The following is a 15,243-nucleotide window of genomic DNA, read 5'->3' on the forward strand; positions in this document are numbered from 1 at the left end:
TTTTTAAGTATTGCGTATGACCTAATATATGCGAACTATTCAGAAATTTCAAGTGTATTTGTGAAAATAATTGAAAACTTTCGAAAATAAAGTTATTTCAGAATAGAAAGCTGCGTTTGAACGAGCTGTGTTTCACGAACAGAAGCCGTTGCACCTGTACGTGTAAGCTCTTTAATGCCGTATGGACGAATTAAATCGATGAAGGCATCAATTTTTTCTGGTGATCCGACTACTTGATACGTCACAACGTTTTTCGCTGTGTCAATTACTTGTGGACGGAATGGTTCTACAATTGCATTCATTTCTAAGCGTACATTCGCTGGTGAAATAACTTTTACAAGTGCAAGCTCACGTAAAACGATTGATTTATCTGTAATGTCTTGCACTTTTAATACGTCAATTTGCTTTGAAACTTGCTTGACAAGCTGCTCAATTTTATTTTGATCTGGAACATTGACAATAAACGTCATTTTTGAAAATTGCTCATTTTCTGTATGACCTACTGTAATGGACTCAATATTAAATTGGCGCTTCATTAAAAGCCCCGTTACGCGGTTTAATACACCACTTTGGTTAATTACTGTGACAACGATGACACGTCTCATTACTTTTTCACCCCAATCATTTCATGTAGCCCTTTACCTGGAGCAACCATTGGATATACGTTTTCCAGCTGCTTTACGCGGCAATCGATTAAAACAGGCTCATCTGAACCAAGTGCCTCTGCAAACATTGCTTCTGCCTCTTCAAGCTTCTCAATGCGGTAACCTTTAATGCCGTATGCATCGGCAAGCTTAATGAAGTCCGGCTGTACCGGAATAAGCGACGACGAATAGCGCTCTGCATAGAATGTTTCTTGCCATTGGCGTACCATTCCTAAGCAGCTATTGTTTAAAATAATAATTTTTACAGGTAAATTGAACTCTTGTAATAATGAAAGCTCTTGTGCTGTCATTTGGAAACCTGCGTCACCAACAACAGAAATAACTTTCACATCTGGCTTCGCAAATTGTGCTCCGATTGCGGCTGGGAAACCGAAGCCCATCGTACCTAGTCCACCAGAAGTTACCCAACGATGCGGGTGATTTAATTTGTAATATTGTGCTGTCCACATTTGGTGCTGACCTACGTCTGTCGTTACGATCGCATCACCATTCGTTACGCGGTGAATAATTTCAAGCGCTTGCTGCGGTAAAATTTCGCCACCTGCTGCCTCTTCATTAATCCACAGTGGGTTTTCTGCCATGTTTTGGCGAATTGTCGCTAACCACTCAGAGAAATCTTCTGTTTCGAAATCTTTTTTCAGTAAAGCATTTAACGCTTCTTTTGCATCTGCTACGATTGGCACTGCTGTCGGGACATTTTTCCCGATTTCAGCTGGATCGATATCGATATGAATTATTGTCGCATTCGGTGCAAACGTCGTTAAATTACCTGTTAAACGGTCGTCAAAGCGCGCGCCGATGTTTAATAACACATCACATTCTTGAATCGCTGTATTCGCTGCGTACGTGCCGTGCATACCTGCCATACCGAAGTTTAACTCATGCTCACCATGTACCGCACCTAAGCCTAATAACGTGCTTACAAGCGGGAAGTTATACTTTTCAATAAATTGCGTTAATTCCTCACGTGCGTCCGCAAATAACGTACCAGCACCTGCTAAAATAAGTGGCTTTTTCGCTGTGCTTAACATTTGAATTGCTTTTTGCACTTGTAAGTAGTTCGGCTTAATTGTCGGTTGATATCCTGGTAAATGAATTTCTTTAGCTTGTGCATTAATTTCAGCTACTACTTCCTCCGTGAAAATAGCTTGTGAAATATTTTTCGGGAAGTCGACAACAACCGGTCCTTTACGTCCTGTGTTCGCAATATGGAACGCTTCACGTACGACACGTGGAATGTCACGAATGTCGCGCACTTGGTAGTTGTGCTTCGTAATTGGCGTCGTAATACCGATGATGTCCGCTTCTTGGAATGCATCTGTACCGATTACTGACGTCGCAACTTGCCCTGTAAATACAACAAGCGGAATTGAATCGATCATCGCATCAGCAATACCTGTTACTAAGTTTGTTGCACCTGGGCCACTCGTTGCGATTACAACACCTGGCTTGTTTGATACGCGTGCATAACCTTCAGCTGCGTGAATTGCACCTTGCTCATGACGCGTTAAAATATGGCGAATCGGATTGCGGTAAAGTGCATCATACACTTGTAATACCGCACCACCCGGATAACCGAAAATGATTTCTACATCATTATCGTGCAGTGCTTCGATTAAAATATCGGCGCCGTCTTTATGTGTAGGTGTATTGTCTGCTGCTTGCTGCTGTACTTTTTGCTGATCTTCTTTGTAATCTTCTGAAATTTTTGTATTCATATTATTGGCCTCCTAAAATCGTGATTACAATGTATGTCAATCTAGTTGTATGAAAAATTGTTAAAAAGAAAAAGCCTTTCATCCGCACGCAAAATAAAACCTTTACGTAGGGATGAAAAAGACTTTTCATGGTACCACCCTTATTTGTAGCATAATGCTACCTCAGGAACCGTAAACGATGAAATAGCGAGGCTACTTCTACGATTCATTAATAACGAGCATTTTGAACAATGCCCGGGATTATCTAATAGCGTAAGCGTTTAATAATCCACTCCGAGGGGATGTCGGATTTAGTTGCATCGCCGGCTTCCAGCACGCTCGGCTCTCTGGTAAATGCAAGTCTCTAAATCCTTTAACCTCATCAACGATTTATCTTATCTATTTGTCAAACTAAATTTTCATAACGCCGCCTTGAGAAGCGTTCGTTACAAGTTTTGAATAACGCGCTAACCAGCCGCGTTTAATTTTCGGTTCAAACACCGGTAAGCTTTCAGCACGCTTCGCTAATTCCTCATCCGATACTTGTAAATTAATTGTACGGCTCGGTAAATCAATAATGATTTTGTCACCGTTTTGTACGCAAGCAATTGGACCACCTTCTGCTGCTTCAGGTGAAATATGTCCGATTGAAATACCGCGAGATGCGCCTGAGAAACGTCCGTCTGTAATAAGCGCGACTTTCGTTCCTAACCCGCGACCTTGAATCGCTGACGTCGGTGCAAGCATTTCTGGCATACCAGGACCACCTTTTGGCCCTTCGTAGCGAATTACGACTACGTGCCCTGCTTGTACGATACCTTCATCGATCGCTTGTTGTGCTTCTTCTTGTGAGTTGAAGACGATTGCTTCCCCTTCAAATACTTTAATGGAAGAATCAACGGCGCCTACTTTAATAACAGAGCCTTCTGGTGCGATATTACCGAATAATACCGATAAACCACCTACTGGGCTATGTGGATTGTCTTTTGTGCGGATTACTTTATCGTTCGTAATCGCATAATCTTTTACAAGCTCGCCCATCGTTACACCAGCAACTGTTGGACGATTCGGATGAATTGCTCCTGGAATCGATGCAAGCTCGTTAATGATCGCTTGTACACCACCAGCTTTATTAATATCATCCATTGAAATATCTGATGCAGGCATAATTTTCGCTAAATACGGTACGCGCTCTGCTACTTTGTTAATTTCTTCAATTTTATAATCAATTTCCGCTTCGTTTGCAATCGCTAATGTGTGCAGTACAGTGTTTGTAGAGCCACCCATTGCCATATCAAGTGCAAACGCATCGTCAATTGCTTCTTTCGTAATGATGTCACGTGGTTTGACATCTTCTTCGATCATGCGAATTAAATGCTTCGCTGCATCTTTAATTAATTGGTGACGCTCCTCGCTCGTTGCAACGATTGTACCGTTACCTGGTAAAGCTACTCCTAGCATTTCCATTAAACAGTTCATTGAGTTCGCTGTGAACATACCTGAGCATGAACCACATGTTGGACATGCATTGTTTTCAATATCTAATAGCTCTTCGTCTGACATTTTACCGGCTTTATGTGCGCCAACGCCTTCGAATACACTCGTTAATGATAATTGTTTACCTGATGCTGATGTACCAGCTTCCATTGGACCGCCTGATACGAATACAGATGGCACGTTTGTACGCACTGCCGCCATTAACATCCCTGGTGTAATTTTGTCACAGTTTGGAATGTAAAATACACCGTCAAACCAATGTGCGTTAATAACTGTTTCTGCTGAGTCAGCAATGAGCTCACGTGATGGTAATGAATAGCGCATGCCGATGTGGCCCATCGCGATGCCGTCATCTACACCGATCGTATTGAACTCAAACGGAATACCGCCTGCTTCAATAATTGCTTCCTTTACGACATCTGCGAACTGACGTAAATGCACATGTCCTGGAATAATATCAATATATGAGTTACAAACCCCGATAAACGGCTTGCCTAAATCTTTTGCTTTTACTTTACCTGTAGCATATAAAAGACTACGGTGAGGTGCGCGGTCAACCCCAACTTTAATCATATCACTTCTCATAACTTTGCTTGCCCCCGATACTTCTTGCAGCTTTTCGCTGACGATTTGTTGATTTAAACGTTACTCTCCAGTGTCAAACTTACTCGCTTAAGTCAACGGTAATTTGAATATGGCTTTCTGCCGCATCTGCTTTATTTGTAGCAAACTGCGTATTAAATTGTTGTAATCATAGTATGAAAAGGCGATGTGCGTCAACACTATTTTTTGAATTATTTAAACAATTTAAAAAACAAAAAATATTTGGAAGCGCTAACAACATTGATTTAAAAAGGAATTCACAGTATTCATTGACGATTCGAACAATTTGTTCAAAATTTCGAACTTGCTTTTCCAAAAAACCTTTTTTGTTATTTTTATGTAGTCATAGCGCATTTATATCGTATAAAAACTTAATTTCACCATAATAAAAGCTCAAATTGCTTCAACGTCAGCAACTTGAGCTTCACAACCTATACACGCAGCATTCCTCCTTTTACTTTTATTATAATGCGGAAACGATGACATCAATCGCCACGTTTAACATAACTAACGTATGCACCCCCGCAAAAATCCACGCATGTTTATCTAGCTTTCTCATCTGCGCCATATTCATACTGGACACCTCCTTCAATTTCTATACCTATTATATTCCCCTTCTCTACGATTTTCAACAATTTTATATGCTTTAAACTAAATATTTGTTCTTTGCACAAATTATTTATTAAAAAAAGATTTAAAAGTCATTCATGCTATACTTATACTATTATCTATATAGAAGAAAGGATGATTTCAATGAACAAAGCTTTAATTGTTATTGACTACACAGTCGATTTCGTTGCACAAAATGGCAAACTTACATGCGGTGAGCCTGGTCAAAAGCTAGAGCAACCGATCGAACAATTAATTGAAACATTTTTAAATGAAGAACAGTATATCGTTTTCGCGTGCGACTTACATGAAGAAAACGATCCGTATCACCCTGAAACGACGTTGTTCCCTCCGCACAATATTGCCGGCACGAGCGGTCGAGATTTATATGGTGCTATTCAGCCATTGTATGAAAGCATTCAGCATTTGCCGAACGTGTACTATATGGATAAAACGCGCTATAGCAGCTTTGCAGGGACGAACTTAGCACAAAAATTGCGTGAGCGTGGCATTGGTGAAGTACATTTAGTTGGCGTTTGCACCGATATTTGTGTACTACATACAGCGGTCGATGCATACAACTTAGGCTTTTCGATTGTCGTACATGAAAACGCCGTCGCGAGCTTTAACGACCAAGGGCATGCGTGGACGCTAACGCATTTCACGAATACACTCGGCGCAGTAGTTAAATAGACTCATTTTTTATAATCCCCTAGCATAAACATGTTTAACATTCCCGCTGTGAGGAAATAAACAACTAGACGCACTAATAACTTTATTAACTTTACACAAAGGGAGTTGGGATTATTATGATTAGCTTTATTTGGTATTTAATCATTGGTGGGATTTTAGGTTGGTTAGCCGGTGTCATTTTAGGTAAGGACATTCCAGGCGGCATTATCGGTAACATCATCGCAGGTATTATCGGTTCATGGGTCGGCGGAACATTGCTCGGTGCATGGGGTCCACAAGTAAGTGATTTCTATATCGCACCGGCTTTAATCGGAGCGATCGTGTTAATTTTAGTTGTAAGCTTCGTATTAAAAGCATTAGGTCGTAGCGCGTCGCATTAAATAGGAAAAGGTTATACAACTGTCAATGTTAACAGTTGTATAACCTTTTTTTATTTGTATTGCGCAGCGTTTATCTCTAGCTTTTTACGATGCTTCTCGTACAGTTTAAAATAAAGCATCACATCCTCAACGTAACGGCTGCTATGATTATACGTAAAAATCGCTTTCTCATACTGCCCGTCTGCCGCTCCTGATGCTGCTAAATAATTGGCCGCGCTATGTGCTGCGTCGACGAAATGAAACGGATTTGCGATGCCATCTTTATTGCCATCGACACCGTATCCACCGTAGCGCGTAATGATGTCTACATTCGTTTTCTCAGCGCTTGGAATGCTCCCTTCTCCTTTACCGCTGCACGTTGGATGATCCCAGCCAACAAATGTGCATGGCATAAATTGAAATGGCCCTTCTGCACCAGCGCTTGATACGTCTGTCGCTTCTGTTGAAAAGACTGTTTCGACGCGATGATGCGCTGCAAGCAATGTCCACGGAATGTTATATGCTTTTGCTGCTTCCTCATAAACGATAATATGCTGCGGTGGCACTTCAACATCAAAGCCTAACGTTTGCACAACCCTTTCTTTTTCCGATTGTTGCACTGCTGCGACGACGACTTGCTCCATTTGTGGTAATTCACGTAGCTGCTCCCAAAATGAAAATAAAAAGATGTAGGCACTCATCATTCCTACCATTGAAAGCAGCACGGCGGCAATTTGCTTCGGCAGCCGCGCCTTCGTTTCTGTTTTCAAATGTAACTCCCTCCAACATTAACATTATACATTATTTTACTCACCTTTGATTTTCATGCGACGTATATAATTTCTACGCTTTTACTCGGAAAACCTTGTATGAAAGGTCGTTCAATGGTAAATTATTAGAAATGTTCATTTAATTTTCGGAATATTACCGGTAATTAGAACCTTTCATCTACTACTGACAGAAAAGAGTGAAACAATCGTATGACACGTTCAATTGAAACAAAGCTAGTGCAGCTTGGTAATTTATCAGATCCAAAAACAGGCGCAGTAAACCCTCCTGTTTATTTCTCAACAGCTTACAAACATACTGGTATCGGTGAATCAACTGGTTATGATTATACACGTACGAAAAATCCAACACGTACAATTTTAGAAGAAGGCATCGCAGATTTAGAAGGCGGCGACCAAGGCTATGCATGTAGCTCAGGAATGGCAGCGATTCAGCTTGTTATGTCGTTATTTAAACCAGGCGATGAAATTATTTGCCCTGACGACTTATACGGCGGCACGTACCGCTTATTTAAACATTTTGCTGACATGTACAACATTCGCACAATTTACTCAAAATTCGAGTCGCGCGAAGCTGTAGCAGCACTGATTACAGAAAACACGAAGGCAATCTTCATCGAAACACCAACGAATCCACTTATGCAAGAGTTTGAGCTCGCACAATTTGCGACGCTTGCAAAAGAAAACGATGCATTGTTAATTGTTGATAACACATTTTACACACCGTACTTCCAACGTCCAATCGAATCAGGTGCAGATATTGTTATCCACTCAGCGACAAAATATATCGGTGGGCATAACGACGTGTTAGCTGGTCTTGTCGTCGCAAAAGGGCAAGCATTATGTGAGCGCCTATTCTACTTACATAACGGCATCGGCATGGTCTTATCACCACTTGATTCTTGGTTAATTATTCGCGGTCTTAAAACGCTTCACTTACGCTTAAAGCAGCACGACAAAAACGCAAAAGCAGTAGCGGCGTATTTAGAACAAGAGGAACTTGTAACAGACGTATTATACACAGGTAAAGGCGGCATGTTATCGTTCCGCGTAACGGACGAAAAGCTTGTCGATCCGTTTTTACGCAACATTCAGCTCATTACGTTTGCCGAAAGCCTTGGTGGTGTTGAAAGCTTCATCACATACCCAGCGACGCAAACACACGCGGATATGCCATATGAAGAGCGTGTAGAGCGCGGCGTTTGTAACCGTCTACTACGCTTCTCAGTTGGATTAGAAGATGCAGAAGATTTAATTGCAGACTTACGTCAAACATTCGACAAGCTTCGTTCGGAGGTGTAAACATGGGCAATCATATTGAAACATCACTCATTCATGGTGCGATTCGTGAAGGCTACAGCGACAAAAAAGGTGCTGTCAACGTTCCAATGTACATGTCGTCAACGTTCCACCAAGAGTCGATTGACGAGTTTGGTGAGTACGACTACGCCCGCTCTGGTAACCCGACACGTGCGGCGCTTGAAAAATTAGTTGCGGAGCTTGAAGGTGCACAGTACGGCTATGCGTTTGCTTCAGGTATCGCAGCCGTAACAGCACCGCTTATGACGCTTTCTCAAGGTGACCATATCGTCATTACCGAGGACGTTTACGGTGGCACGTACCGCTTAGTAACGAAGCTATTACCACGCTACGGCATTACGCATACGTTCGTTGATTGCGCCGATTTAGCAGCTGTAGAAGCGGCCATTCAGCCAAACACGAAAGTTTTATTTATTGAAACACCGTCAAACCCAACGTTAAAAATTACCGACATTCGTAGCATTGTTGCGATTGCAAAAAAGCACAACTTAAAGACGTTTTTAGATAACACGTTTATGACGCCGATTCACCAGCGCACAATCGATATGGGTGTCGACGTTGTCATTCATTCAGCGACGAAGTTTTTATCAGGGCATTCAGACATTATCGCCGGTGTTGTTGCAACGAACGACGCACAGCTTGCACAAGAAATTTACACAATTCAAAATTCATGTGGAACAGCGCTTGGCGTACAAGATTGCTACACGTTAATTCAAAACATTAAAACGATGGGCGTGCGCTTTGAGGCAGAAACGAAATCAGCACAAAAGCTCGCAGCATTCCTTGATGCGCACGACAAAGTCGAATACGTTTACTACCCAGGTTTACCGTCACATCCAGGCTATAATATTCACAATAGCCAGTGTACATCACCTGGTGCCGTATTATCGTTCCGTCTAAAAGATTACGCAGCAGCAAAAGCATTTGCGGAAGCGACGACGATTCCAGTATTTGCCGTAAGTCTTGGTGGTGTCGAGTCAATTTTATCGTACCCAGCAAAAATGAGCCATGCCGCAATGGAGCCAGAAGAACGCGCAAAACGTGGCATTGCAGACGGCTTACTGCGTATGTCAGTTGGTTTAGAAAACATTGACGACTTAATCGCAGACTTCGCACAGGCGCTTGAAAAGGTACAATAATGTATAGGAAGGAGATGCACAAATGTCATATCGACTGTTGGTGCATCTCCTTTTTGCGTTAAAATAAACATGCGGGGTGTACTCCTGCGGGAAAAGTGCGAGAGACTACAGGCTCGAACCACGCCCGCAAAAAGCTTACCTCGAACGTGAAGAGCAAATTGATTATGTATAGGAGGTCTTCTGTATGAAACGCCATTTAGCAATTAGTGACATTCACGGACAATACGACGAGCTTTGCGTGCTGCTAGAGCTTGCAAACTACGATGCTAAAAAAGACCAGCTCGTCCTGCTCGGTGACTACATCGACCGTGGTCCAAAAAGCCGCGACGTTATCGAGCTCGTCATGCAGCTACAACGAGACGGCGCAATCGTGCTTAGTGGCAACCATGAAGCGATCATGCACGCAGCGTATACGTATGATTATCCAGACCTATGGGAGCACTGGATTGGTCGCTGTCGCGGCGATGCAACGGTTGCGAGCTACGGGCTTAGCACCGCTCCTACAAAACAAAAAAATGCCGAAATCGAGCGTCTATTACGCTGGATTCCGACATTGCCACTCTATTATGCAATAAATGATCTTATATTTGTACACGCAGGTATTACCGAGCATGAGCCGCTTTACGCGATGAGTAAACGCACGCTTCTATGGAGCCGCGATGCCTTTTTTAAACATTATGCAGGCGACAAGCTTGTTATTTTTGGACATACGACGACACCTCGACTGCACGACGATCCGTACAATAGCGACGTCTACTTCGGGCATAACCGCATTATCGGCATTGACGGTGGCTCGTCGCTCGGCGGACAGCTCCATTGCTTAGAGTATCCGTCACTACGCGTTTATTCCGTTTAAAAGAAAAATAAATAATCAGCCGCAAACCACGCAAATGCAATAACAGCAATAATGCTAATGTTTAATACGAATCCGACATTCTCCTTTGCTAAAAACGCACCGATTGCTCCGATCAATGCGAGCGCTTGCGCATAAACGTACATGTAGCCGTCAATTTGTAGCAGAAGCTGAAACATAGCGACTAAAAATGCCGAGATGAAGCAGCATATGCTTATGACTAAACCTAGAAACCTCATAATTTACACCTTACCTTTTACATTGCTCCATCGATATATCGACAAGTTAGAACGTTTTTTCAAATAATTGGTCGCGCATGCCCGCTTCAAAGTCGTCCATCGTTAAACGTTGTAGCTCCTCTTTCGTCACCGTCGTTTGCTCGGCTAATCGATTTGCCTGCAATGTTGCGAGCTTTTCAAAAATGTTACGAATGTAGCGTCCGTTTGAAAAGTTTGGCAGCGTCTCTACAGGCAAAGCGTGCAGCTGTGCATAGATTGCCTCGGCAAAATGCTCGTCGTATACATAGTCATGCTTTTCACATAGCTGCTCAAAAATGGCGACAAGCTCATCCGTCGTAAAGTTTTCAAACGCGACGAAATGATTGAAGCGCGACTTAAAGCCGGGGTTCGCCTGTAAAAAACGCTCCATTAAATGCTCGTAACCTGCGACAATAATGACAAGCTCATCACGCAAATCCTCCATCGCCTTTAATAAACTGTCGATTGCTTCTTTCCCAAATACATCTTTATCATCTTGTACGAGCGCATATGCTTCATCAATAAATAATACACCGCCTGTTGCTTTTTTCACAACGTCCTGTACTTTTAACGCCGTTTGCCCGACGTATCCTGCGACAAGCCCCGCACGATCCGTCTCCACAAAATGACCACTTGATAGTACGCCGAGCAGCTTATAAATGCGACCGATAATGCGTGCGACGGTCGTTTTCCCTGTACCTGGATTACCGGTAAACACGAGATGATACGTCATTTTCACGCTCGCTAGGCCGTGATCGACGCGCATCCCTTGAATTTTAATGAAGTTAATTAAATGACGCAGCTCGCGTTTTGCATTCGGTAACCCGACGAGTGAGTCGAGCTGTTGCTGAAGCGCTTCAATTTGCGTCTGTACTTCTGCAGTAATGCGCATGCGCTCACCGTTTGCAAACTCGCCGCTGTAAATGACTTTGCCGTCGCGATACGCTTCTCCTCGACCGTGGCGCACACCGTCTACAAACTCACCTTTATACACGAGCACACCATTTTCGTATTGCTCGCCAATACCAGTCATCGCATCGTCACGAAACGCTCCGTCATAAATGAGCTCGCCTGCTTCATTATACAGCTTCCCTTTGCCGTGACGCTTACTATCAAAACAATAACCTTCGTACTGAATCGTATCCGGTGCAGCAACATCAACATCGTAATAGCTTGTCACAAAACCAGACAACTCATTCCATAAAAATTCACCTTTATGCTGACACGCACCAGACGGATAAAACTGCTCTCCTTGTCCTTTTTTCATCCCTTGTAGAAAAATTCCGCGGAAAAATGGACGTTCGTCGTATTGATGCTTGTTGCGTACTTCAGTAAATTCAGCTAAAAACGTCGCCGGATAATAAAGTGTACCTTCACCGCTATATTGATCGTTCATGAACTGCCCCTCGTATTGCACCGAGCCGTCGTCAAAATATGTACGACCGAAGCCCTCTTTTTTTCCCTTTTTGAATGTGCCTTTAAATTGCAAGCGACCGTTCACGTACATTTCTCCGTCACCGTGCTTTGCATGCTCGTGCCAATTACCGCTATACATTATGTTTCCTTCGCGGTCGTACACTGTGCCAAAACCGTCATATATATCATGCCCGAAGCTGTTTTTCTTTACTGACCCTTCGTACATTTTATTGCCGTTTTCATAATAAATCACCGTACCCATACGTCACCTCTGTTATACTTCCATTTATTCATTATATAGGATTGCAAATACTTCATCCCGTCAATGACTGCTAGCGTATGGCGAAACTCCATCGTGAAAATTGAGCCTCACTACTGAAGCAGCCATATAACGATCAACTTATACATGTTATGTAGCTCCCCCTATTATTTACATAATGCGATAAAAAAACAATACGTTCACTCGAAAAAATTGTGATATGATAAAATGTATTGTCAAAATCGTTATTTAATTAAAGGAGATTACTATGCAAACGTATCAACAACAATGGTTTCATAACATACGTAAAGACGTGCTAGCCGGTATGGTCGTCGCACTCGCGCTCATTCCTGAAGCGATTGCCTTCTCGATTTTAGCAGGCGTCGATCCAATGGTTGGGCTATATGCGTCATTTACGATCGCGATCATTTGCGCATTTTTCGGCGGTCGACCAGCGATGATTTCTGCTGCAACCGGCGCGATGGCACTCGTCATCGTATCGCTCGTAAAAGACCACGGACTGCAATATTTACTTGCCGCAACGATTTTAACCGGCATCATTCAAATCGTTTTCGGCTATTTAAAAATCGCTCGCCTCATGCGCTTCATCCCGAATGCGGTTATGATTGGCTTTGTCAACTCCCTTGCGATTTTAGTATTTATGGCGCAGCTTCCACACTTCATTAACGTGACGTGGATTTCATATGTATTTGCGGCTGCGACCATTGCGCTCATTTACATCATTCCAAAATTTATAAAAGGTATTCCGGCACCACTCATTACTGTACTACTACTAACACCCATTGCAATGTATATGAGCATAAACATGACGACAGTAGGTGACCTCGGTACGATTACACAAAGCTTGCCGACGTTTTTACTGCCGGACGTGCCGCTCAATTTTGAAACGCTGCGCATCATTTTACCGTATGCGCTTGCACTAGCAGTTGTCGGCTTAATGGAATCGCTCCTAACAGCGCAAATTTTAGACGACTTAACCGATACGCCGTCTAACAAAAATAAAGAAGCACGCGGTCAAGGGCTAGCGAATATTGTGAACGGCTTCTTCGGTGGTATGGCAGGCTGTGCGATGATTGGGCAATCGGTCATTAACGTGCGCTCTGGTGGCCGCGGACGATTATCAACATTCGTTTCCGGCGCGTTTTTAATGTTTTTAATACTCGTGCTAGGCGATTACGTCGTGTCAATTCCGATGCCAGTGCTTGCAGGCATTATGGTCACTGTATGTATTGCGCAGTTTGATTGGTCGAGCTTCCGCTACGTGCGAACAGCACCGCGCGCAGACGTCATCGTCATGCTCGCAACGGTTGCGCTCGTCGTTTGGACGCATAATTTAGCCATTGGGGTTGTCGGTGGTGTGTTCATTAGTGCGATGTTTTTTGCCGCAAAAATTTCAACGATTCATATTGAACAAAATGGCAACACTCTTTACGTACACGGCCAGCTCTTTTTCGCTTCGACCGACCGCTTCATTCGTGCCATTGATCAGATGACATTTAACGATGCACATGTGACGATCGATTTATCGAACAGTCATCTATGGGATGATTCTGCTGTTGCCGCCATTGTGCGCGTGCAGGAAAATTTAGCGAAAGCAAATAGCACCGTCACGTTAACTGGTGTAAATGATAGTGGCAAAGCATTGCTCGCAAAATACAACATTTCTATTTAAAACGTAAAAAAGCCCGTGAAGCATGTTGTAACGCTTCACGGGCTTTCATCATTATTGTTCAAGCAATGATTGTAAATCGGCGACTATTTGATCCACTGGTACGTCTGCATCATTTTCTGAATAGCCGCGGTAATTTTTAATCGCTACACCGTTTGCATCGACTAAAAAAAACGTCACCGCATGGATCACTTGGTCGCTATTTAAATCATCTTGTACGAGCGTTTTAAACGAACGCTTCGCAAACTGTGAAATGAATGTTTGATCGTAGCCTGTTAATAAATGCCACTTTGACTCATCCGGTACTTCGTAAAATGATAAATAATCCGTTAGCTTTTGCGGTGTATCGACTGCTGGGTCTACCGAAAAGCCGACGATATGATAATCTTCTATGTTGTTGTCGACAAGCTTTTGTTGAATTTGCGTCATGTTATACGTCATCGGTGAACACACGGTTACGCAATTTGTAAACATAAACATCGCTAAATACGGTTTGCCTCGTAACTGCTCATTCGTCATCGGATCTCCTCGATGATTCGTCATCGTAAAGTCCTCAATTTCCCAATCCGTATCCGCTTTAAACTCATAGCTACTGCACGCACTTACTATACATAATAATGCACTTAGTATGATCATCCATGTTTTTTTCAACTGCTCATCACTCCCCTTATTTCTATAGTAACGCAACTATAGAAATACTGACAAGCGCATTAATGCTCGAATGATGACAGCACTTGAATCATCGCATCTAGCTTCGTTTCAATGCGGTGCAATAAATAAAAGGCGACTGCGACTGGAAAACCGACGCTCGATACAAACTCCATCCAAGGCTCCATAAAAATGCCCCCTTACACAAATAAAAATACGGGCTACCTCGCCTTATGTACGAAGTAGCCCGCTTCTGTCGTTTAAATAATTGGCGTTACAGTGCGGCTGACGTAGCGTGCTGCTTTAATTGCTTGAATCGGTGAATCAGCGTCACGGTATACGTCGCTTGCAATCATTTGCTCCATCGCCGCGCGCACCGTCGCTTCACTTACATTCGCAACTGGCGCTTCAATCGTAATTGTTTTCGTTTTGTTTTCCGGCGTTGTGAACACTAGTTCTAATACTTCCATTTACTTTCCCTCCTTATTCAACTGTGTGCTGTGTCGTAATGAATGTTTTTGCTAACTCGTACGTTGTGAGCGATGCGATTGCTGTACTAAATTGCTGAAGCTGTGCAGCTGTCGCATCTTCCTTCATACCTGTGAAGCTTTTCGTTGTGAACACTTCTTTTCCTTCTTCGTTTGTACCTTTTACAAACGACATGCGAAGTGTTGCAGCATCAAAGTATTTTTGTGCCATATGCCTCACCTCCCTCTATAAATGTTGATGTATCAATGGTTTGTGCCATTT

Annotated in this window: 16 protein-coding genes; 6 read left to right on the forward strand and 10 right to left on the reverse strand. The window is 42.9% G+C overall.

Features of this window, described 5'->3' with window-relative positions; all coding sequences use genetic code 11:
• Positions 1 to 92: 92 nt before the first annotated feature.
• The 3 genes from ilvN to ilvD all read right to left on the reverse strand — a co-directional run bounded on the left by ilvN (position 93) and on the right by ilvD (position 4,444).
• Entirely contained in the window at positions 93 to 605 is a 513-nt protein-coding gene (gene ilvN, locus A6K76_RS14930) for an acetolactate synthase small subunit (RefSeq protein WP_066466401.1), read from the reverse strand.
• Positions 605 to 2,383 carry a biosynthetic-type acetolactate synthase large subunit gene (gene ilvB / locus A6K76_RS14935; protein ID WP_066466402.1) on the reverse strand — a complete coding sequence of 593 codons (1,779 nt, stop codon included), beginning with the start codon at positions 2,381 to 2,383 and terminating at the stop codon, positions 605 to 607. Before ilvB ends, ilvN begins: the two co-directional genes overlap by 1 nt.
• A gap of 390 nt (positions 2,384 to 2,773) precedes the next feature.
• Complete coding sequence (ilvD, locus tag A6K76_RS14940; RefSeq protein ID WP_066466403.1) at positions 2,774 to 4,444, reverse strand: dihydroxy-acid dehydratase; 1,671 nt, start codon at positions 4,442 to 4,444, stop codon at positions 2,774 to 2,776.
• Positions 4,445 to 5,215: 771 nt separating this feature from the next.
• On the opposite strand from ilvD, the gene A6K76_RS14945 reads away from it, so the two are divergent.
• Complete coding sequence (locus A6K76_RS14945; protein ID WP_066466404.1) at positions 5,216 to 5,764, forward strand: cysteine hydrolase family protein; 549 nt, start codon at positions 5,216 to 5,218, stop codon at positions 5,762 to 5,764.
• Between the two features lie 116 nt (positions 5,765 to 5,880).
• Positions 5,881 to 6,144: a GlsB/YeaQ/YmgE family stress response membrane protein gene (locus A6K76_RS14950; RefSeq protein WP_066466405.1), complete on the forward strand. Its 264-nt coding sequence runs from the start codon at positions 5,881 to 5,883 to the stop codon at positions 6,142 to 6,144.
• A 50-nt stretch (positions 6,145 to 6,194) separates the two neighbouring features.
• Here the strand turns inward: A6K76_RS14950 and A6K76_RS14955 are convergent, their stop codons facing one another.
• Positions 6,195 to 6,893, reverse strand: coding sequence for a lytic transglycosylase domain-containing protein (locus tag A6K76_RS14955; protein WP_066466406.1), 699 nt, complete (start codon positions 6,891 to 6,893; stop codon positions 6,195 to 6,197).
• A gap of 210 nt (positions 6,894 to 7,103) precedes the next feature.
• Here A6K76_RS14955 and A6K76_RS14960 point away from each other — a divergent pair, with 210 nt between their 5' ends.
• The 3 genes from A6K76_RS14960 (at position 7,104) to A6K76_RS14970 (ending at position 10,226) form a co-directional block, all read left to right on the forward strand.
• Positions 7,104 to 8,213 (forward strand): methionine biosynthesis PLP-dependent protein, encoded by a 1,110-nt coding sequence (locus tag A6K76_RS14960; RefSeq protein ID WP_066466407.1) that lies wholly within the window; start codon positions 7,104 to 7,106, stop codon positions 8,211 to 8,213.
• Positions 8,214 to 8,215: 2 nt separating this feature from the next.
• Positions 8,216 to 9,370: an aminotransferase class I/II-fold pyridoxal phosphate-dependent enzyme gene (locus tag A6K76_RS14965; protein ID WP_066466408.1), complete on the forward strand. Its 1,155-nt coding sequence runs from the start codon at positions 8,216 to 8,218 to the stop codon at positions 9,368 to 9,370.
• Between the two features lie 184 nt (positions 9,371 to 9,554).
• Positions 9,555 to 10,226, forward strand: coding sequence for a metallophosphoesterase family protein (locus tag A6K76_RS14970; protein ID WP_066466409.1), 672 nt, complete (start codon positions 9,555 to 9,557; stop codon positions 10,224 to 10,226).
• On the opposite strand, the gene A6K76_RS14975 is transcribed toward A6K76_RS14970, so the two are convergent.
• A complete protein-coding gene (locus tag A6K76_RS14975) occupies positions 10,223 to 10,462 on the reverse strand; it encodes a hypothetical protein (protein ID WP_139108710.1) in 240 nt (79 codons plus the stop codon). The genes A6K76_RS14970 and A6K76_RS14975 overlap by 4 nt on opposite strands.
• A 46-nt stretch (positions 10,463 to 10,508) precedes the next feature.
• Positions 10,509 to 12,158, reverse strand: coding sequence for an AAA family ATPase (locus A6K76_RS14980; RefSeq protein ID WP_066466411.1), 1,650 nt, complete (start codon positions 12,156 to 12,158; stop codon positions 10,509 to 10,511).
• A 265-nt stretch (positions 12,159 to 12,423) separates the two neighbouring features.
• Here A6K76_RS14980 and A6K76_RS14985 point away from each other — a divergent pair, with 265 nt between their 5' ends.
• Complete coding sequence (locus A6K76_RS14985) at positions 12,424 to 13,848, forward strand: SulP family inorganic anion transporter (RefSeq protein ID WP_066466412.1); 1,425 nt, start codon at positions 12,424 to 12,426, stop codon at positions 13,846 to 13,848.
• 51 nt (positions 13,849 to 13,899) lie between these two features.
• On the opposite strand, the gene A6K76_RS14990 is transcribed toward A6K76_RS14985, so the two are convergent.
• The 4 genes from A6K76_RS14990 to A6K76_RS15000 all read right to left on the reverse strand — a co-directional run bounded on the left by A6K76_RS14990 (position 13,900) and on the right by A6K76_RS15000 (position 15,192).
• Positions 13,900 to 14,496: an SCO family protein gene (locus A6K76_RS14990; RefSeq protein ID WP_342669517.1), complete on the reverse strand. Its 597-nt coding sequence runs from the start codon at positions 14,494 to 14,496 to the stop codon at positions 13,900 to 13,902.
• Positions 14,497 to 14,555: 59 nt separating this feature from the next.
• Positions 14,556 to 14,681 carry a YvrJ family protein gene (locus A6K76_RS16570; RefSeq protein WP_083995483.1) on the reverse strand — a complete coding sequence of 42 codons (126 nt, stop codon included), beginning with the start codon at positions 14,679 to 14,681 and terminating at the stop codon, positions 14,556 to 14,558.
• A gap of 72 nt (positions 14,682 to 14,753) precedes the next feature.
• Complete coding sequence (locus A6K76_RS14995; RefSeq protein ID WP_066466413.1) at positions 14,754 to 14,963, reverse strand: DUF2922 domain-containing protein; 210 nt, start codon at positions 14,961 to 14,963, stop codon at positions 14,754 to 14,756.
• Positions 14,964 to 14,976: 13 nt separating this feature from the next.
• Positions 14,977 to 15,192 carry a DUF1659 domain-containing protein gene (locus A6K76_RS15000; RefSeq protein WP_066466414.1) on the reverse strand — a complete coding sequence of 72 codons (216 nt, stop codon included), beginning with the start codon at positions 15,190 to 15,192 and terminating at the stop codon, positions 14,977 to 14,979.
• Positions 15,193 to 15,243 lie beyond the last annotated feature (51 nt).

Origin of the sequence: Caryophanon latum (assembly GCF_001700325.1) — a bacterium.
Taxonomy (GTDB): Bacteria; Bacillota; Bacilli; order Bacillales_A; family Planococcaceae; genus Caryophanon; species Caryophanon latum.